Origin of the sequence: Natronorubrum halobium, assembly GCF_051351675.1 — an archaeon.
GTDB lineage: Archaea > Halobacteriota > Halobacteria > Halobacteriales > Natrialbaceae > Natronorubrum.
In genome coordinates this window covers 3,902,515-3,918,856 of record NZ_CP195595.1, presented here as the reverse complement: position 1 = coordinate 3,918,856, position 16,342 = coordinate 3,902,515, and the positions used below count along the sequence as shown (strand labels likewise).

Here is a 16,342-nt window from a genome sequence, read left to right as displayed (position 1 = left end):
CCTCAATGGCAAGTTCGCAGGTCTATTGATCGGCTGATTCAATACGAATCCGGTGGAAGAAACGATGCTGGTTTGCTGCATCCATCTTCTCTATTCAGCACGCTGTTACTGACAGAATCTGAGTAGAAGATTCAGTTTCTGCTGAATACAGGGCGCGAGTGCAGTACGAACTCTGGCTCAATTTGCGAAGGTGTTGATCGTTCAGTACAGGTGAACTACTGTTTACCGATGATTTGTAGGTTACTCTCACCACAGGTACACTCAGTAATGCCAATCGGGTTCACATCTCCATCTGGATTAACGTGAACAACATACATCTCCCCGCAATTTCTACAGACGCCAGCGGTTTTTTGTGGCCCGTCTTCAAGACTGCTCATGTGGATTATTGCCGCGGCATTCACCATTATTATTCGCCCAAATTATAGTGGCAGCTGTCTCTGGATTCTACTTCGCCCACATAGTTACTGCTCAGTACAGAGGACACACGTATTGCAATAGGGAAACTACCATTCTATTGTATTTTGACGGTTCGAAACATCCATAAGAAGCAGTAACATTGTGCGTTCCAATGGAGGTATTGTGATGAGTGGTGGGGAACTATTCGTCGTCGATGACAATCCGGGGAATATTCGGTTCATTGAGGAGGCGTTCACTGTCTTAGAACTGACCCCGACTATTCATACTGCGAATACGAGGGATGAGGCGCTCGATTTCATCCATCGACGAAACGAGTACGAGGATACACCCCGCCTCGACGTGGTGCTGCTCGATTGGAGGCTCTCTCAGACGACTGGCAAAGAGGTATTGGATGCTGCCAAGTCAGTCACCCCACCCATCCCTGTCGTCATAATGACAAGCTCGAAAACACAAATGGAGTCCGAGAATGCATCGGTATCAAGGGCAGACAAGATTATCGAGAAGCCAACCGAGCCCGAGAAGTACGTTGAACTGCTCCGACCATACCTCACCGCTCAATAAGCAGATCTACTGATCGGCTGATCCATTGGATTCAGCGTGAAACAAACGAAGTCGTTGTGTTGAACACATCCTCTATATTCAGCAGGCAACTCTTGTCACCTATTGAATGTTTCAATAGAGTCGCTCTTTTCGCGGTTTGTCGAGAACTAGTTCCCAATCACCGTCGGCCTAGATTGCGACCTTCAGGGACTGTTTCGAAACGACGCCCGTTACGCCTTTTATATCACCGTTAGAAATAGTCACGTATGATTAAAGATCGGTGGGTCTTCGACGACGCGTATCCGACTGATATCCTTCATCGAAACGAAGAACTCAACTCACTCTCACGGTTGCTCAAACCAGCGACTGCTGGTGGAAGGGCTGGTGACGTTCTGATCCACGGACCGTCCGGTGTCGGGAAAACCGCGACTGCCCGCTGGATGCTTCGCGATCTCCGCAGGCGGGCTGCTGTCAGTTCGGCGTTGATCGAGTGCTCGGGACAGACGGCTAACGGGATCATCCACGAGGCCATCGAGAAGTATCCGAAGGGGACGGTCGTCCAACGGAATCAGCCACGCGATGAACTCGTCGCGACGCTCGAGACGATCGTCGACGAGCCGTTCATCATCGTGCTCGACGAGGCCGACGTCATTCCCGACCTGGACATCCTCGAGGATCTGCTCTCGGTTGACCTGGTGTCGGTGATTGCGATCACGCACGAGGATAATGAGTGGCTCAACCGCGTCGATCGGGATATTCGACCCCGGTTCCGCGGTGAGAGCCAGATCGAGTACCAGAAATACCACGTCCCCGAGTTGATCGATATCCTCGAGCCGCGTGTCGAGCACGGGCTGATGGGCCAGCCGGCCGATTCTTATCAACTCGAGTGGATCGCAGACGAGACTGGTGGGGTAGCTCGCTGGGCGATCAAGACCGTCCTTGCCGCTGCGGAGCTGGCCGACGAGCGCCATCACGAGTATTTTCACGAACGCGATGTTACGGACGCGTTCGATCGCGCGAAAGCGAAAATTCGGAAAGCGAACCTTCGATCACTACCCGTTCCGCATCTTCGATTGTACGAACTGGTCCGAGAGATCGGGCCCGCCAGTGGTGATGAGATGTCCGAGGCGTACGAGACACACAAAGAGGCGATCTTCGCTGGCCGAAACAAGAATCCAGTGGGATGGCGACAGGCGTGCAACTACCTCTCGAAAATGGAGGACTACGATTTGATCACGATGCCTGGGAAAACGAACGCGAAAGTCTACGAGGTGGTCGATGAAGAGTTAGAAGCTCCGGTCAAGTTCGGTCCGAGAGAGACTGTCGAACTGGATTAGTCAGCTGTCATCATTGCTTCCGTCTTCGGATTTCCCTCTTCGTCCTCCAATTCGCTAAGTGCCAAATCCCGCAGCCATCCAGAAACGCCAGAGTACCCCTCTTCCGCGGCTTTCACACGAATCTTTTGCTGTTCCTCCTCCGTTACATACGTTGTTAGCTGCTTATCGCGCTCGGTCATGGTTTTGCCATTCTGCCACAGTAATATAAGAATGTAGCATTCGGAAGTACTACTCTGCATTGGTACGAGACGGTATTATTATGGTGGTACAGTAGTAATGCAGTATTATGGCGCGACCGTCGTTTACGATGCCCGATGAAATGTTGGAGGACCTCGAGAGTCGCGCTGGCGAGGATGGGAACAAAAGTCGATACGTTCGCGAAGCCCTCGTCGCGCGATTTGAGGCAGAAGACAGTGGCGAATGGGACGCCCCTGAATCATACACTGTCGAGACGAACGCGCTGTAGAGCATAGCTCACCAATCAACTGCAGTGAGCCGGGCGTCACCAGCGCCCGACTCGAAGTCAGAAACACCTGCTCGCATGGTCACGGACACCATCGGACGATATTGTTACGCGGCGGCTATAGCGGCCAGTACGACCGACAACCGCAGATTACTGCGTAGTCGTTGTTTCGAAATGACGCGGGTTACCTTAGTAGGGTTTCGTGATCAACTGCAGAACCAGCCACTCGCGGCAACCACCGGAGCGCCCAAGAGTACCAGTCTATGCGCTCCGGTTGTCCGCGGGCTACAGACACCAACGCCGGGGCAGGAATCCGCCCCGGGCAGCTGTAACCATGAATACAGACACCAACGATTCGAATAAGAGTACCGAAGAAACGAGTACCAACCTTGCCGAAACCATCGGCGTCGTTCGCGCTTCCCTCGAGACGATCGAGGACAGCGACCCGGTAGACGAACGCCGCTGCGAGGCTCGCGTCGACGAGACCGGACGCTACTGGCTTGCGGATCCAACGAACGCAGACGAGGCCTACATCTGGACTCGCCAGACCATCGATGTGGAGGCGGTTCGATGACCACGAGTTTCCTCACGCGCGAGGAGATGCACGATCGCGTCGATGCGCTGTTCGACACGTACGAAGAGTACAACGACGACGAACCGATTGCCCTGATCGGCCAGGTGATCGGGGACCTCGATGTCAGTGCTCCGCATGGTGACCGCGACCATTTCAAAATCGATTCGACAGTCGGCTTCGCAGGTTTCAGTTTCGACGGTGGGTGCTACCCACTCGGCGAAGCCGTTCGGACAAAGGGACAGCGCGAATTAGTCGGCACCGTCATCGTCGGCAAAGACGATATCAGTGAAACCGTCAGCGCTGCGCTTGACGGCGACGAGGATGCGATCGCGGAGCTCACCGGAGGTGAGCCAGCATGATCGCTGGCCAGCTCGCACTCCTCGCCGATCCGGCCGACGAGCCGCTCGAGAACTACCACCAGGGCAACACCCGCGCCATCGAAGTCGTCGAGACCCAGACCTACCTGGACGACGATCTCGTCATCCAGTCGGGTAACGTCGCCGGCGAGGTCGTCAAGCAGGACGAACGTGTCCTGATCAACGGTCACGATATCGAAACCGAGACTCGAGACGTCCGGCGGAAGGTCGCTTCTGAGTGGGTCGCCGACGTCGACGGCGGTGGCTGGATCCTCGCCGAACGCACGCACACGAGTGACCTCGAGCACGAACCGGACTGGCCGTTCAACGATTTCTCGACACGCATCGGTCAGGAGATCGCGCCGGTCCGACTCAAACCGTGGGAGTTCGTCCGCAACCAGCGTGACGCCGGACGGGAGTGGACCGTCGAGATGGCGACCCACGAATCCAACCTCGACGATGTCACGATCGAGTGGGGCGCGGGTGCGCTCAAGTCCAAGGCCGTCGACGCCGACGTCGGCGTCGCCCTAACGACACACTGGCGCGACCAGTTCGTCCGACTGGTCATCTACGCGAGTGGTTACATCGCGATCTGGGAGCCCGAGGAAATGAAGCCCGAGCTGCTCGGGCGGTTCATCGACGAGGAGATCGTCCCGATCGCGTACTTCGGCGATGACGCCGAGGTCGAAGAGGACGACCAGGCTGAACAGTCGACGCTCGAGGACAACGGGGCGGAAGCATGAGCTGCGACCAGTGTCGCGGCCGCGACTACCTCTGCCAGCGCTGCAAAGAGGGGGCTCTCGCCGAGCGGTTCGACGGCAACGCCGACACGCCCGATGAGTGGTGGGTCGCGGATGTCGAGGAAGTCTATCACCACTGTCCTTATAGCGAGGACGAGCGGGACGTCGCCCGGTGTGGCGAGATCATCGAGGCTCCCGTCCGGCGGTCGGAAATCGATCCGCGCCGGTACCTCGACTGTCAGGTGTGCCCCGAGTGTGATGCGGCCCTCGAGGATGACCAAGCCGAGACAGCCATCCCCGATGGTGGCGAGTTCGAACGCGCGAGCGAGATCGCGACCGATGGCGGCCTCGAGGAAGTGTTCCGCCGCGAGACGATCGTTGGAACTGAAGACGGCATCGCGATCGGCGAAGACGCAGTCCCGATGGCCGACGACCAGGACGAGGCGACCGAGGCCGTCCTCGGTCCAGACCCGGAGAGTTACGAACGCGAGGAGGGTGGGTCGCGATGAGCGCTGACGTCGCCCAACTCCCGGAGCTGGTCCGAATCCGCTGTCCCGATTGCGGTACGGAGACGACCGTTTCCTCCGAGGAATCTCGAGAGAAACTTCACACGCACGACGAGAAACGTCACGACGGGGAACGCACCGCGGGGCTCAAAGTCCGAACCGACGACGGCTTCCGAGTTCTGCCACACCCCGACGACGTCGCCACCGATGGCGGACAGTCCTCGAGCGGTACTGAACGCAATGTCGATTATGAAGAGATGGCAGTCATCGGTCCGTTTCGTGGTTGGGCCACCGAAACTGTTGATGACCGCCACTTTATCGAAGGGTCTGGAGACGGTTACGAACTGGGGCTGTATGTACCATCCCCTCGACCGATTATCGAAATTCGATCACTACAGCCGGGAGGTGAGCGCTAGATGCCGCTCTCCGTCCTCCGTGTTCTGATCGCACTGACGATCGGCTTCGCCAGCGGCATCATCGTCGGCGCGATCGGGGTGGTCCCGGTATGAGTATCGTCGAGACTGACATCGACGTCTCCCACACACCGACCTACGACGAGATCTTCGTCGATCCTCACTTCCCGAAGCGGTGGTCCGAGCGCTCCGGTCGCCCGAACCTCAACCCGCGCATCGCGTGGCTCGAGGCGATCCCGATCGACTACCCGAGCGCGAAGCCGCCGGCAGAGTGTGCGCGACTACACGAAGTGACCGAGACGATCCTGTTGGCCGAGCCAAACGGCCGGCTCGTGACCTGCTATCCACTGTCGAATCGCCCGCGAGATGAACAACAGCACATCCGCGACCAACTGGTGAGCGACCTATGAGTACCGAAAGCCAAGACATCGACACAAGCCGAAGCCGCGAGGAGAAACTGAAAGCACTGGTTCGCAAGGACATCAACCCGGAGATCACGGCGATGGCCCGCCGCGCACTCGAGCGTCGTCAGGAGGGATCGTCGTGAGCGTCGCCGCGAGCAGTGTCCGGCCGCTCGTCGAGTTCGTCCAGGAGGGCTCGGAGCTCCCGGCGCGTCGCCGGGTTCGTCTCGTTGACGAGTTCCTCGAGGACAGTATCCTTCGCGTCGGTGTGTTCGTCTGCGGCACCCGGAGCCGCAGGCTGGCCGCAGTTCGGACACCAGTCGTGATGGGGAGCCAGCGGTTGCTGGCAGTTCCCGCAGTTCTTCCGGATTCGGTCCGGGCCATCCTCGGGGTCGAGGATGCCAGCAGCGCGGAAGATGTCCTCGTTGTGCTCTTCGGACGTAATGTGCTCGTACGTCTCCCACATGTTCGTATCGAGCGTCCAGTGGACTCGATGCTCGATCTGCGATCGGCTGTAGCCTTCGCGTACCATTCGCGTGATCGCAGCGTGTCGGAACGCATGGGGCTTGACCGGCTTCTCGAGATCGGCACGATCGGAGATTCGGACGAGTTGTTGGCGGGCTGCGTTCGGGACGACGGCGCCGTCGTCGGTCCAGCGCTCGCCATCTTCCCCGCGACTGTGCGGTTTGAGCTTGTGGAAGAGGGCTGCATCCGGGTTGTTCGGTCTGGGGTGTGCGGTCCGCAGGTACGAACGGATCGCAGCTGCGGAGTCGATCAGCGGGTACTCGGTGATCGGTGCGCCCTTCAGGCCGACCGCGTCACTGTTCGGCTTGTACGTCGGCGGATCATCGAGATCGATGTCACGCACGCGCAGCGAGAGGGCCAACGAGAGACGGGCGCCAGTGTCCGCGAGGAACTCGATGAAGGCGACGTCGCGCTGGTGTCGAGCCGTCGACGTCAGCGCCTGGATGTCTTTCGGGGCCAGCATCTCATCGACCTCGGGACCACTTCGTTCGACCTTCGTCCGCTCGACGTCGTCGATCCACTCGAAGTCGGTCATATCTCCGAGGAAGAGGAGCACGGCGTTCTCGTAACTCTGGACCGTCGAGTCCGCGAGTTCGTGTTCGTGTCGCAGGCGGAAGACGAGGTCGTGGTAATCCGACTCTTCCATCTCGACGAGCGGCGTTTCGGATCGCTCGCTCGCAGCACGGACGCGTCGGAGGTACGTCTTCAGACTCGAGATCGCGACGGAGCCGTCCTTCTTGCGGAGCCAGCGTCCGATCGCCTTGCGGTCGACGTCGAAGACGGCCTCCGACTCCTGGAGCAAGCGATGTTGGCGTTTGAGACCCCCGGCGAAATCTTGAGGGTCATTGATATCTCCCATACTGGAGACTATCTGAAGCGCTACTACTACAAATTGCCTGTGGCCAGAAGTACATCTTCCACCACCTGCGAACCGGGGAGTGAGCTCGTCCACGAAATCGTTTTGTCGTTTCGGCGTCACTATGTGGGTATGGTCGACGGGACGATCGGTTCCCTCCTCGCAGCGGCTGGGTTCGTCGGCGCGCTCGGCGTCCTGATCAAGTACTTCGGGATGGTCCAGTTGATCGCGGGCTACGACTCCGACCGCGTCACCGACGAGGAGGGGCTGGCGACGTTCATCGGAACGAACACCCTCTACGTCGCTGCGCTGCTCGTGCTCGTCGCCGTCGTCGAGTATACGGGGCCGTTCGCGGGGACCGAGTTGATCTGGGTCGGCTTCCTCGTCGGCGTCGCGGCAGTGACCGCTCGCATGCTCGTCGGCGCTCGCCGCTACGAAGACGCGGCGTGAGAGTTCCGTCCACGCGCGGCCTGACGAGCGCGCTGTGGCGTGTGAGAGAGGGATTCGGCGAGGGACGACGACTACTGCCTGTAGTCCTCACGTCCGGTGAGCGCCCAGTACGCCTGCGAGACGAGCGTGATGGCGAAGATCACCGCGAGGATCGCGGCTACGGCGAGGGCGACCGTTCCGCCGAGCAGGTAGTACGCGAGGGCGCTCGCGGCGACGACGAAGCCGATGGCACCGACGAACAACTCGAGTAACTCGCGAACCGTCGCGCGACTACTCGAGACGTCGAGGTACTCCTCTTCGAAGTGATCGATGATGCCCATCGTCGTTACCAGAACTCCTCGAGCGTCGTTTGATCTCGCTTCAACGGTCTGGCTCGGTAACCGAACTCCGTCTCGAGGACGTCTGCGAACGCCTCGTCGAAGCCGTGGGTGGTGTAGACGACCTCGGGGTCGATCGCCCGCACCGTGGCGACGAGTTCGTCGAAGTCACAGTGGTCGGTAAGGGGGAAGGTCACATCGTAATTCCCCCGATACCGGAACGACGAGTCGACGGCCCAGCCCGAAAAGCCCGCCTTGAGCGCATTCTCACGGGCGACGGCCGCCTCGACCCAGTCCGCTCGAGCCTGGTTCGACGGCAGAATCACGATCTCGTCCGTGAGGTTTCGAAGGGTGTCGTATGGGCGGCCGAGGAACTCGAGTCGGCCATCCGTTGCCGTTTCGATGGCCCGGTTCACGTCGTGGATCGAGTCGGAGACCAGGGTCTCGCGATCGGTGGATGCGCTCCGGGCGATCCACTGGAGCTTCTGGGCCCGACCCAGCGAGTAGCCGAAGAGGAAGAGCGGCCGGTCGTCGTTGTCGCCGATCCAGTCGGAGATTTCGGCCTCGAGCGTCTCTTGCGTCGGGAAGCGGTACTCGGGAAGTCCGTACGTGGTCTCCATCACGAGGACGTCCGCGTCGACCGCGTGGGGGTCGAACCCCTCGAGGTAGCACCGATCCCGGGTCGAGAAGTCGCCGGTGTAGCAGTATCGCTGCGAGTCGGTACCGTCGCTCGCGTCCTCGCGGTCGATGATCGCCGCTCGAGAGCCGACGACGTGGCCCGCCGGGACGAGTTCGATGCCGGGTGCGGCGTCGACGAACTCGAAGCCGGTCCCGGTGCGGGCCTCCGCGATGGCTGCGGTTTCGGCCGAGCAGACGACCGTCTCCGGGGCCGACCGGAAGGTGTGATCGGCGTGGGCGTGGCTGACGACGTTCACGGTGCCGACGGCGCTGCGGGCGTCGGCGACGACGTGTGGCTCGGAATCGCCCTCTCGTTCGAAGTGGATGCCGTCTCGATACCGTACGGTCACTGAGTACCGGTTGGAGCTCGAGCTACGTTTACATCTCGCTTTTCGAACGTCATCAGCGGGTCGAGTAGCTCGAGTGACGACACGAAATCTGTGAGGAAACCGTCCGCGACTCGTGACACCTAGGGATTCAGCGTCCTCCCCAGCCGATTTCTCGTCACGGATACGAGCCGGATCGTTGACCCGGATTTTTGACGGTCGCGGTCGATGACCCGCACATGGCAGATCGAACCCGCGCACACGTCTTCGTCTCGGGCACGGTACAGGGCGTCTACTACCGCGCGAACACTCGCGATACGGCGCAGGAGAAGGGCGTCGACGGCTGGGTGAAGAACCTCGAGGACGGCCGCGTCGAGGCGGTGTTCGAGGGGCCCGAGGACGCCGTCGAGTCGATGATCGAGTGGTGTCACACGGGCAGCCCCGCGGCCGAAGTCGAGGACGTCGAGACGGAGTACGAGGAGCCACAGGGCGAGGACGGCTTCGAAATTCAGTACTGAACTGCGGTCTTGGGACAAACCGACGACGAAGGAGTGTCGACCGCGCGTCGACCGATCACTCGAGGTCGGCCAGATACGCCGCGAGCCACGGCGGCTCGTCGGTGTGCCGCCACTCGGCCCAGTCGGCCTTCTCGCCGGCGTAGTAGGCTCGATAGGCCGCAACCGGGTCGCCGGGTCGCTTGTACTCGTCGGGCATCGTCTGGGGCCGCGGCGTCGGTTCGTCGCTCGGAAACGCGATCGCGTCGGGATCGATTCGCTCGATCACCTGCCAGGAGGCGTGGTCGTCGTCCTTCTCGTATCGCTCGACGAACTCCCTGTTGAGCGCTTCGGCGTGCTCGCGCAAGCGGAGCCAGTTCGCTCGAGACTCGGCGGCCCATTTCGTGACGGGATGGCCGGTGTGGGTTGGCTCGTAGAGAAAGTCGGCCTCGTAGCCGTTCTGGCGGGCCGCGGTACAGAGCACCTGAGCCGCCTCGAGCAGCAGTTTGTTGACGTGCTGGTCACAGTGATACCGCGCCGCGAGCCGCGGGTCCTCGTCGAGCCAGAAGACGTTCACAGTGGCTCTCGGTGCTGCGATCGCTTCAGCGTGTCGTCCGCAATCTTCAACGGTCGGCCCGTCGAACGCTCCCACATGATTACAGGCGAGCGGATGGCCGCGGTCGACGAGAACGCCGCGGCACTCGGGGTGCCGCGAAAGCAGTTGATGGAGTCGAGCGGGCACGCGGTCGCCCGCGCGGTTCGAACCGTCGCCGAACCGGGCTCGAGCGTCGCGATCGTGGCCGGTCGCGGAAACAACGGCGGGGACGCGTTCGTCGCCGCGCGGTTTCTTGACGACTATTCGGTTACCACCCTCCTGCTCGGGAAGTCCGAGAACATCGGGACCGAGATCGCCCACGAGAACTGGGAGGCCCTCGAGCGAGCCGAGTACGACACCCGGGAGGTGACCGACTCGAGCCAGTTCGACCTCCCCGACTGCGACGTCGTCGTCGACGCCGTGCTCGGCACCGGAATCAGCGGTGATCTCCGGGAGCCCGTCGCGACTGCAGCCGAGGCGATCAACGCCGCCGACGCCACCGTCGTCTCGGTCGACGTCCCCTCCGGCTTCGACGCGAACGAGGGTGCCCACGCGGACAACGGCGTCGACGCCGATCGCGTCGTCACTTTCCACGACGCGAAACCGGGGCTCGACGAACTCGCAGCCGACGTTTCGGTCGCGGACATCGGTATTCCCGCAGCAGCCGAGCGCTACGTCGGTCCGGGTGACATCTCGCTCGCCCGACCAGACGGTCGCGACGGCCGACCTAACATCATCGGCGGCGGCCCGTACACGGGCGCGCCGGCGCTGGCGGCACAGGCCGCGTTACGAGCCAGCGCGGAACTCTCCTTCGTCGCCGCACCGGACGCCGTCGCCGGCGAGATTCAGGGATACAGCGAGGACCTCATCGTCCAGCCCTACGAACAGGACGTGCTCACACCCGAGGTGGCCGAGGACCTCCTCGAGACGGCCGAACAGTACGACAACGTCGTCGTCCTCGGGCCGGGACTCGGTACGGACGACGAGACGCTCGAGGCCGCAGCGCAGTTCCTCGAGTCCTATTCGGGGCGGGTCGTCGTCGACGCCGACGCGCTGGAAGTCGTCCCCGAAGTCGAGACCGATGCGACGCTGGTCTGTACGCCCAACCGAGGCGAACTCGCGCGGATGGGCGGCCCGGACACCGACGATTTGGCCGCGGTCGCAGACGGGATCGAATCCTTCGCGGCCGAACTGGGTCACATCGTCCTCGCGAAGGGGGCAAACGACGTGATCACCGACGGCGAGCGGACCCGGATCAGCCGCTCCGGCACCCCGGGCATGAAAGTCGGCGGCACCGGCGACACGCTGGCCGGCATCGTTGCGGCCCTGATGGAGCACGCGAACCCGCTCGACGCCGCGGCGGCGGGCGCCCACGTCAACGGTCTCGCGGGCGAACGATTGGCCGAGACCCAGGAGTTCGGCTTCCTCGCCTCCGAGATGCTCGAGGAGATTCCCGCGGCGCTCTGGGGTGAGACCGATGAGTGACGATCGAACGCAGGAGGCGGACTCGAGCGAAGCGGCGGCCGACGAACTCACGCACACCACCGACGACGGCGACGTCCAGATGGTCGACGTCGGCGACAAACCCGACAGCGAACGCCGCGCCGTCGCGGTCGGGGAGATCCGCCTCCAGCCGTCGACCATCGAGGCGATTCGGGAGGATCAGGTCGGCAAGGGCGACGTGCTCGCGACCGCCCGTATCGGCGCGATTCAGGCCGTCAAACACACCTGGGAGACGATTCCGATGTGCCACCAGATTCCGATCACCAACGTCGACACCGAGTTCTCGCTCGCCGAGGACCGCATCGAACTCGAGGTCGGCGTCGAAACGACGGGGAAGACGGGCTGCGAGATGGAGGCGCTCGAGGGCGTCACGACGGGCCTGAACGTCGTCTGGGATATGGTCAAAGCCGTCGAGAAGGACGACGACGGACAGTACCCGTCGACGGGCATCGAGAACGTGCGGGTGCTCGCGAAGGAGAAACACGAGAAGTGATGTGCGGCTAACGGAAACCGACGGGTGTACGATGACGCTCCGGACACCCCTCTGTGAGACCCTCGAGATCGACCACCCGATCGTGCAGGCGCCGATCGGCAGCGCGACGACCCCAGAACTCGCCGCGGCCGTCTCGAACGCCGGCGGACTGGGGCATCTCGCGGTCACGTGGCGCGACCTCGAGGAGACGCGAGACGTGATCCGTGAGACTCGCGAGCGGACCGAGGAGCCGTTCGCGGTCAACCTCGCGCTCGACGAGGCGACCACGCTCGTCGAGACTGACGCGCATCTCGAGGCCGTCCTCGAGGCGGGCGCACCGATCGTCTCCGTTTCGTTCGGCGACGCGGCCCCCTACGTCGATCGGGTCCGCGAGGCGGGCGCGCTCTCGCTCCAGACGGTCGGCAGCGCCGAGGCTGCACGCGAGGCTGTAGATGCTGGGGTCGATGTCGTCGTCACGCAGGGCCTCGAGGCGGGTGGTCACGTCCAGAGCGAGGTGGCGACGACCGCGCTCGTTCCCCGCGTCGCGGACGCGGTCGGAGACGAGGTGCCGATCGTCGCTGCGGGCGGCATCGCCGACGGTCGGGGAATCGCGGCAGCGCTCGCGCTGGGGGCCGACGGCGCGTGGCTCGGCACCCGCTTCGTCGCGACGGCGGAGGCGAACGTCCACGACGAGTACCAGCGCCGCGTTCGAGAGAGCGACGAAACCGACACCAGCTACACGACGGTGTTCGACAAGGGGTGGCCGGGGATGGCGCACCGCGTCCTGCGAAACGAGACGCTCGAGCGATGGGAGGACGCGGATCGACCACCCGTCGGGGAACGACCCGGCGAAACCGACGTGATTGCGCGAACGGACGCCGGCGCTGGTGACCCGATCGAACGCTACGACGAGGCGCTGGCGACGCCGGATGTCGACGGTGATATCGGGGAGATGGCGCTGTACGCGGGCCAGAGCGTCGGCCTAACTGACGACGTTCGTCCGGCGGGAGACGCGGTCGAAGCCCTCGTTTCGGAGACACGCGAGGCAATTTCGAGGACAGCGGGGTGGTCGGATCGGGACGGCTGATCGGACAGTCGAGACGACGGATCAGTATCGAACGACGGACGACTTGCCGCACACGGAACCTACTTTGGGACCCGGACCCAAACACCGTGGCATGTCCTTCGAGGACACGGACGAGCCGTCGCCAACCGCTGGAGGGAACGAGTCCGGTCCGAACCCGGCGGATTCGCCCCGAGAGCCCGCCCTCGAGTCCGCCCGGACCGAGCAGCTATCCGCGCCCAGCGACGCCTTTCAGGCGCTCGGCAACGAGATTCGGATGGGAATTCTCGAGACGATGCTCGAAAGAACCGACGGCGACGAGCCGTCGCGCATCTCCTTTTCGGAGCTGTTCGAAGCCTCCGAGGTCGACACGTCGGCCGGCTTCGCGTACCACCTCGAGCAACTCGCCGGTCCGTACCTTCGGAAGTACGAGGCGGACGAGAGCGAGGGGGCCGGCGAGAGTCCGGCGGGCTACGAACTCACCTACGCCGGACTGCAGATCGCCCGGGCGATCGCCACCGGCACCTACACCCACCGGGTCGACCACCCGCCGATCGCGCTCGAGGAGGCCTGTCCGTTTTGCGGTCGCGAGGCGCTCGAGGCCGAATCGACGGACAATATCGTGACCGTGGCCTGTGCCGGCTGCGAGCGCCGACTGTTAGCACTCGGCTTTCCGCCGTCGGGACTCGAGTCTCACGGACGGCGATTTCCCGAGGCGTTCGACCGCCACCACCGTCACCGGCTCGCGCTCATGCGCGACGGCGTCTGTCCCGAGTGTGCCGGCACCGTCGACACCCGACTCGGAGCTCCCTCGGCTGCGGTCGCCGACGAACTGCCGGCCGAACACACGGACCACGTCCAGGCCGTCCTCGAGTGTTCCACCTGCGGCACCGAAGCGCGCTGTCCCGTCACGCTGGCGCTGCTCGAGCACGCGGACGTCGTCTCGTTCTACCGCGATCACGACCGGGACGTCGGCGACCGCCCGATCTGGAACGTCGGTCACGAGTGGGCCGAAACGGTGCTCTCGGATGACCCGCTCGCGGTTCGGGTCGTCGTCGAACTCGAGGACGACGTGCTCGCGCTGTACGTCGACGAAGGGCTCGACGTGGTCGACGTCCAGCGGGCGAGCGTCGAAGGCTAATAGTCCGTAGTCTGCGGCGGTAATTCACATCCTATTCCGGACCGGTCATACCACGTTGCGGTGGCGCGCGCTGGGCCGCGGTGAGCGAGAAGTGAACCGCGGCCCGAAGTCGTGCGAGGGATGAGCGAACGAACGAAGAGAGTGAGTGAATCGGCTGGGGAGGACGTGGAAATCATCGCCGCCAGCGGTTGCAGAACACACGTTGTCGTCGTCCGTACGGTATCGGCTCGAGCGTTCCATTCGTACGGAGACTAAACGGATCGAGAACGTCGATTCCGAATCCGTGTCAGATGACGAATCTACAGGCGTAGCAGGCCGAGTACCTCGGGGTCGTACGGAAGATCTTTGATCTTCCGTGACTGAGCGAATCGGAGATTCGCGATGTCCGCGAACGCGAAGCGTTCGCTTGATAACGAGAGAGCTTTGCTCTCTCGAACCACTTGACCCCGAGGCGGTTCACAGTAGTATCGACCGAGGACGTACCCGAGAAGCGAACTACGACTCGAGTTCCCCGAGCACCGCTTCGATCTCGCCGGTCGAGAACTCGTCGACGGTCCCGGTTTCCGAGTCGATCGTCCAGACGTCGATACTCTCCGGCTCGAGGTCCGCGTCACCATCGCCTTCAGCCGTCACTTCGAGCGCCTCGAGCGCCGCCGTCGTTCCCCGACGTCGATCGAGCGGACCATCGCCGTCCAGTCGGTCCTCGAAGAACCCGCTGATCTCGCCGGACCCGTTCCCGATCGAGACGGCCCGCCAGCCGTAGGGCGTCCCGCTGGGGTCGACTTCGAAGAGTCGCGGCCGCCCGACGCTCCCGCCCGGTCGATCGGGATCGACGCCGGCGACGAGCAGCGCCGCACCGAACGGTCTCGAGCCGCCCGTCTGGGTGTGTTCCTGGACGTGATCCGCGAGGTGCGTCGCGAGGGATTCCACGCCGATGGGCTCGCCGTATCGGACCCGATGGTGCTGTGCGACGCGGCGTGCGACGTCGACGAGCTGTCGCGCGTCGGCGGCGTGCCCCGCAGTCGCGATCGCGAGATGATCGTCGACCCGATGGATCTTCTCGATCGTGTCCGCCTCGAGCAGCGGCGATCGAACGCGTTTTCGCGCCGCGAGGACGACGCCGTCGTCGGTTACGACGCCGACGCTCGGCGAGCCGCGTTCGACGGCTTCGCGAGCGTACTCGACCTGGTAGAGCCGGCCGTCCGGCGAGAAGATCGTGTTGCCGCGGTCGTAGGCCTGCTGGGGTGCACTCGACTCCATCTCAGCGCCCCTCCTCGGACGTCGAGTCCGGGTTCGGCCGGCTGTCGCCCTCGATAGCCGCCGTCGACGCGACGGCCGCGGCGATATCGTCGAACTGCTCGAGGTCGAGCGAGTCGGGAGCGATCGTCGCGATCGTCATCCCGTCGCCGCTGGCGGTGTCGCGCTCGGTCGCACTCTGCACGGCGGCCGCGACGACGCGACGGAGGTCCGCGAGCGGGAGGTCGGGTTCGTAGGCCCCCTCGAGCGAGCCGTAGGCGAGTTGCATGCCGCTGCCGCTGGCCGCGTACGCGGTGTCCATGACGCTACCGCCGCCGCCGATCTGGTAGACGGCCGGGTCGTCGTCGACGCCCGCGAGCACGAGGTCGAGGATCCGGTAGGGACCGCGTCGAACGAGGTCGCCGGCCACGGTCGCGGCGGTTTCGACCGACGCGGCGTCGCCGTGGCGGAACTCGTACTGTCGGAGTTCGGCGCGGAGTTGTCGGACGAACGACTGTGCGTCGCTGACGCTGCCCGAGAACGCGACGGCCGTTCGGTCGTCGACGGGTTCGATCTTCCGCGCCGACTGGTTCGTCACGAATTGCCCACTGAGGCTCGCCCGCCTGTCCGCCGCGAGGACGACGCCGTCTGCACCGACGGCACCGACCGTCGTGGTTCCCGTTTTAATCTCCTTCGAGGCGGTACTCGAGTCGGTCAGTTCCGAATTCGTCCACCGGTCCTCTCGATCGGAGCGCGAACGACGCCCGATTCCCGGGACGCCGTTCGGCCCGAAATCGCTCGTCTCTAATCTGGTATTCGATTCCATCAGTAGCAACGACGGCCCCTGTCGGAATATGTGTTAGCTAAAATATATTTTAGCCGCGACGGTGTACGAACCCGTCTCGAGGATTGCAGCAGAATCGAGGGAGCGCGAATAGC

The 16,342-nt window shown here is 63.1% G+C and carries 22 protein-coding genes; 15 read left to right on the top strand and 7 right to left on the bottom strand.

Annotated features, from left to right (window positions below):
- Positions 1-582: 582 nt before the first annotated feature.
- Both ACSFC7_RS19520 and ACSFC7_RS19515 read left to right on the top strand, forming a co-directional pair.
- Positions 583-978 (top strand): response regulator, encoded by a 396-nt coding sequence (locus ACSFC7_RS19520; RefSeq protein ID WP_436344476.1) that lies wholly within the window; start codon positions 583-585, stop codon positions 976-978.
- A gap of 245 nt (positions 979-1,223) precedes the next feature.
- The gene (locus ACSFC7_RS19515; protein WP_436344475.1) at positions 1,224-2,294 is read left to right on the top strand and encodes a Cdc6/Cdc18 family protein; all 1,071 of its coding nucleotides are present in this window, start codon (positions 1,224-1,226) and stop codon (positions 2,292-2,294) included.
- Here ACSFC7_RS19515 and ACSFC7_RS19510 read toward each other — a convergent pair.
- Entirely contained in the window at positions 2,291-2,473 is a 183-nt protein-coding gene (locus ACSFC7_RS19510; RefSeq protein ID WP_436344474.1) for a plasmid mobilization protein, read from the bottom strand. The genes ACSFC7_RS19515 and ACSFC7_RS19510 overlap by 4 nt on opposite strands.
- Before the next feature lie 618 nt (positions 2,474-3,091).
- On the opposite strand from ACSFC7_RS19510, the gene ACSFC7_RS19505 reads away from it, so the two are divergent.
- The 7 genes from ACSFC7_RS19505 (at position 3,092) to ACSFC7_RS19475 (ending at position 5,893) form a co-directional block, all read left to right on the top strand.
- Complete coding sequence (locus ACSFC7_RS19505; protein ID WP_436344473.1) at positions 3,092-3,331, top strand: hypothetical protein; 240 nt, start codon at positions 3,092-3,094, stop codon at positions 3,329-3,331.
- Positions 3,328-3,690, top strand: coding sequence for a hypothetical protein (locus ACSFC7_RS19500; protein WP_436344472.1), 363 nt, complete (start codon positions 3,328-3,330; stop codon positions 3,688-3,690). The genes ACSFC7_RS19505 and ACSFC7_RS19500 overlap by 4 nt, the downstream gene beginning before the upstream one ends.
- Positions 3,687-4,430 carry a hypothetical protein gene (locus ACSFC7_RS19495; RefSeq protein ID WP_436344471.1) on the top strand — a complete coding sequence of 248 codons (744 nt, stop codon included), beginning with the start codon at positions 3,687-3,689 and terminating at the stop codon, positions 4,428-4,430. The genes ACSFC7_RS19500 and ACSFC7_RS19495 overlap by 4 nt, the downstream gene beginning before the upstream one ends.
- On the top strand, positions 4,427-4,936 hold the full coding sequence (locus tag ACSFC7_RS19490; RefSeq protein ID WP_436344470.1) for a hypothetical protein: 510 nt from the start codon (positions 4,427-4,429) through the stop codon (positions 4,934-4,936). Before ACSFC7_RS19495 ends, ACSFC7_RS19490 begins: the two co-directional genes overlap by 4 nt.
- The gene (locus ACSFC7_RS19485; RefSeq protein ID WP_436344469.1) at positions 4,933-5,349 is read left to right on the top strand and encodes a hypothetical protein; all 417 of its coding nucleotides are present in this window, start codon (positions 4,933-4,935) and stop codon (positions 5,347-5,349) included. The genes ACSFC7_RS19490 and ACSFC7_RS19485 overlap by 4 nt, the downstream gene beginning before the upstream one ends.
- An 89-nt stretch (positions 5,350-5,438) precedes the next feature.
- Positions 5,439-5,756, top strand: coding sequence for a hypothetical protein (locus ACSFC7_RS19480; RefSeq protein WP_436344468.1), 318 nt, complete (start codon positions 5,439-5,441; stop codon positions 5,754-5,756).
- Positions 5,753-5,893 (top strand): hypothetical protein, encoded by a 141-nt coding sequence (locus ACSFC7_RS19475; RefSeq protein WP_436344467.1) that lies wholly within the window; start codon positions 5,753-5,755, stop codon positions 5,891-5,893. The genes ACSFC7_RS19480 and ACSFC7_RS19475 overlap by 4 nt, the downstream gene beginning before the upstream one ends.
- On the opposite strand, the gene ACSFC7_RS19470 is transcribed toward ACSFC7_RS19475, so the two are convergent.
- Complete coding sequence (locus ACSFC7_RS19470; protein WP_436344466.1) at positions 5,875-7,131, bottom strand: tyrosine-type recombinase/integrase; 1,257 nt, start codon at positions 7,129-7,131, stop codon at positions 5,875-5,877. The genes ACSFC7_RS19475 and ACSFC7_RS19470 overlap by 19 nt on opposite strands.
- Positions 7,132-7,260: 129 nt before the next feature.
- Between ACSFC7_RS19470 and ACSFC7_RS19465 the strand changes: the two genes are divergently transcribed.
- Complete coding sequence (locus ACSFC7_RS19465) at positions 7,261-7,578, top strand: DUF3784 domain-containing protein (RefSeq protein WP_436344465.1); 318 nt, start codon at positions 7,261-7,263, stop codon at positions 7,576-7,578.
- A gap of 71 nt (positions 7,579-7,649) precedes the next feature.
- On the opposite strand, the gene ACSFC7_RS19460 is transcribed toward ACSFC7_RS19465, so the two are convergent.
- Together ACSFC7_RS19460 and ACSFC7_RS19455 are read right to left on the bottom strand one after the other, a co-directional pair.
- A complete protein-coding gene (locus ACSFC7_RS19460; RefSeq protein ID WP_436344464.1) occupies positions 7,650-7,898 on the bottom strand; it encodes a hypothetical protein in 249 nt (82 codons plus the stop codon).
- A 5-nt stretch (positions 7,899-7,903) separates the two neighbouring features.
- Complete coding sequence (locus ACSFC7_RS19455) at positions 7,904-8,923, bottom strand: mRNA cleavage and polyadenylation specificity factor-like protein (RefSeq protein ID WP_436344463.1); 1,020 nt, start codon at positions 8,921-8,923, stop codon at positions 7,904-7,906.
- A gap of 215 nt (positions 8,924-9,138) precedes the next feature.
- Between ACSFC7_RS19455 and ACSFC7_RS19450 the strand changes: the two genes are divergently transcribed.
- A complete protein-coding gene (locus tag ACSFC7_RS19450) occupies positions 9,139-9,417 on the top strand; it encodes an acylphosphatase (RefSeq protein ID WP_436344462.1) in 279 nt (92 codons plus the stop codon).
- Between the two features lie 55 nt (positions 9,418-9,472).
- Here the strand turns inward: ACSFC7_RS19450 and ACSFC7_RS19445 are convergent, their stop codons facing one another.
- Positions 9,473-9,970: a hypothetical protein gene (locus ACSFC7_RS19445; protein ID WP_436344461.1), complete on the bottom strand. Its 498-nt coding sequence runs from the start codon at positions 9,968-9,970 to the stop codon at positions 9,473-9,475.
- A 75-nt stretch (positions 9,971-10,045) separates the two neighbouring features.
- On the opposite strand from ACSFC7_RS19445, the gene ACSFC7_RS19440 reads away from it, so the two are divergent.
- The 4 genes from ACSFC7_RS19440 (at position 10,046) to ACSFC7_RS19425 (ending at position 14,167) form a co-directional block, all read left to right on the top strand.
- Positions 10,046-11,473 (top strand): NAD(P)H-hydrate dehydratase, encoded by a 1,428-nt coding sequence (locus tag ACSFC7_RS19440; protein ID WP_436344460.1) that lies wholly within the window; start codon positions 10,046-10,048, stop codon positions 11,471-11,473.
- Positions 11,466-11,984 (top strand): cyclic pyranopterin monophosphate synthase MoaC, encoded by a 519-nt coding sequence (gene moaC / locus ACSFC7_RS19435; RefSeq protein WP_436344459.1) that lies wholly within the window; start codon positions 11,466-11,468, stop codon positions 11,982-11,984. The genes ACSFC7_RS19440 and moaC overlap by 8 nt, the downstream gene beginning before the upstream one ends.
- Before the next feature lie 31 nt (positions 11,985-12,015).
- Positions 12,016-13,050: an NAD(P)H-dependent flavin oxidoreductase gene (locus ACSFC7_RS19430; protein ID WP_436344458.1), complete on the top strand. Its 1,035-nt coding sequence runs from the start codon at positions 12,016-12,018 to the stop codon at positions 13,048-13,050.
- 91 nt (positions 13,051-13,141) lie between these two features.
- Positions 13,142-14,167, top strand: a complete 1,026-nt coding sequence (locus ACSFC7_RS19425; protein WP_436344457.1) for a DUF7351 domain-containing protein — start codon at positions 13,142-13,144, stop codon at positions 14,165-14,167.
- A gap of 495 nt (positions 14,168-14,662) precedes the next feature.
- Here the strand turns inward: ACSFC7_RS19425 and ACSFC7_RS19420 are convergent, their stop codons facing one another.
- Together ACSFC7_RS19420 and ACSFC7_RS19415 are read right to left on the bottom strand one after the other, a co-directional pair.
- Positions 14,663-15,427, bottom strand: coding sequence for an archaeal proteasome endopeptidase complex subunit alpha (locus tag ACSFC7_RS19420; protein WP_436344456.1), 765 nt, complete (start codon positions 15,425-15,427; stop codon positions 14,663-14,665).
- A gap of 1 nt (position 15,428) precedes the next feature.
- Positions 15,429-16,229: a proteasome subunit alpha gene (locus ACSFC7_RS19415; RefSeq protein ID WP_436344455.1), complete on the bottom strand. Its 801-nt coding sequence runs from the start codon at positions 16,227-16,229 to the stop codon at positions 15,429-15,431.
- Between the last annotated feature and the right edge of the window lie 113 nt (positions 16,230-16,342).

What these genes read in the sequence shown, in the direction of transcription:
- ACSFC7_RS19520 (WP_436344476.1), top strand. Translation starts at nt 583, where the DNA reads ATGAGTGGTGGGGAACTATTCGTCGTCGATGACAATCCGGGGAATATT.
- ACSFC7_RS19515 (WP_436344475.1), top strand. Translation starts at nt 1,224, where the DNA reads ATGATTAAAGATCGGTGGGTCTTCGACGACGCGTATCCGACTGATATC.
- ACSFC7_RS19510 (WP_436344474.1), bottom strand. Translation starts at nt 2,473, where the DNA reads ATGACCGAGCGCGATAAGCAGCTAACAACGTATGTAACGGAGGAGGAA.
- ACSFC7_RS19505 (WP_436344473.1), top strand. Translation starts at nt 3,092, where the DNA reads ATGAATACAGACACCAACGATTCGAATAAGAGTACCGAAGAAACGAGT.
- ACSFC7_RS19500 (WP_436344472.1), top strand. Translation starts at nt 3,328, where the DNA reads ATGACCACGAGTTTCCTCACGCGCGAGGAGATGCACGATCGCGTCGAT.
- ACSFC7_RS19495 (WP_436344471.1), top strand. Translation starts at nt 3,687, where the DNA reads ATGATCGCTGGCCAGCTCGCACTCCTCGCCGATCCGGCCGACGAGCCG.
- ACSFC7_RS19490 (WP_436344470.1), top strand. Translation starts at nt 4,427, where the DNA reads ATGAGCTGCGACCAGTGTCGCGGCCGCGACTACCTCTGCCAGCGCTGC.
- ACSFC7_RS19485 (WP_436344469.1), top strand. Translation starts at nt 4,933, where the DNA reads ATGAGCGCTGACGTCGCCCAACTCCCGGAGCTGGTCCGAATCCGCTGT.
- ACSFC7_RS19480 (WP_436344468.1), top strand. Translation starts at nt 5,439, where the DNA reads ATGAGTATCGTCGAGACTGACATCGACGTCTCCCACACACCGACCTAC.
- ACSFC7_RS19475 (WP_436344467.1), top strand. Translation starts at nt 5,753, where the DNA reads ATGAGTACCGAAAGCCAAGACATCGACACAAGCCGAAGCCGCGAGGAG.
- ACSFC7_RS19470 (WP_436344466.1), bottom strand. Translation starts at nt 7,131, where the DNA reads ATGGGAGATATCAATGACCCTCAAGATTTCGCCGGGGGTCTCAAACGC.
- ACSFC7_RS19465 (WP_436344465.1), top strand. Translation starts at nt 7,261, where the DNA reads ATGGTCGACGGGACGATCGGTTCCCTCCTCGCAGCGGCTGGGTTCGTC.
- ACSFC7_RS19460 (WP_436344464.1), bottom strand. Translation starts at nt 7,898, where the DNA reads ATGGGCATCATCGATCACTTCGAAGAGGAGTACCTCGACGTCTCGAGT.
- ACSFC7_RS19450 (WP_436344462.1), top strand. Translation starts at nt 9,139, where the DNA reads ATGGCAGATCGAACCCGCGCACACGTCTTCGTCTCGGGCACGGTACAG.
- ACSFC7_RS19440 (WP_436344460.1), top strand. Translation starts at nt 10,046, where the DNA reads ATGATTACAGGCGAGCGGATGGCCGCGGTCGACGAGAACGCCGCGGCA.
- moaC (WP_436344459.1), top strand. Translation starts at nt 11,466, where the DNA reads ATGAGTGACGATCGAACGCAGGAGGCGGACTCGAGCGAAGCGGCGGCC.
- ACSFC7_RS19430 (WP_436344458.1), top strand. Translation starts at nt 12,016, where the DNA reads ATGACGCTCCGGACACCCCTCTGTGAGACCCTCGAGATCGACCACCCG.
- ACSFC7_RS19425 (WP_436344457.1), top strand. Translation starts at nt 13,142, where the DNA reads ATGTCCTTCGAGGACACGGACGAGCCGTCGCCAACCGCTGGAGGGAAC.
- ACSFC7_RS19420 (WP_436344456.1), bottom strand. Translation starts at nt 15,427, where the DNA reads ATGGAGTCGAGTGCACCCCAGCAGGCCTACGACCGCGGCAACACGATC.
- ACSFC7_RS19415 (WP_436344455.1), bottom strand. Translation starts at nt 16,229, where the DNA reads ATGGAATCGAATACCAGATTAGAGACGAGCGATTTCGGGCCGAACGGC.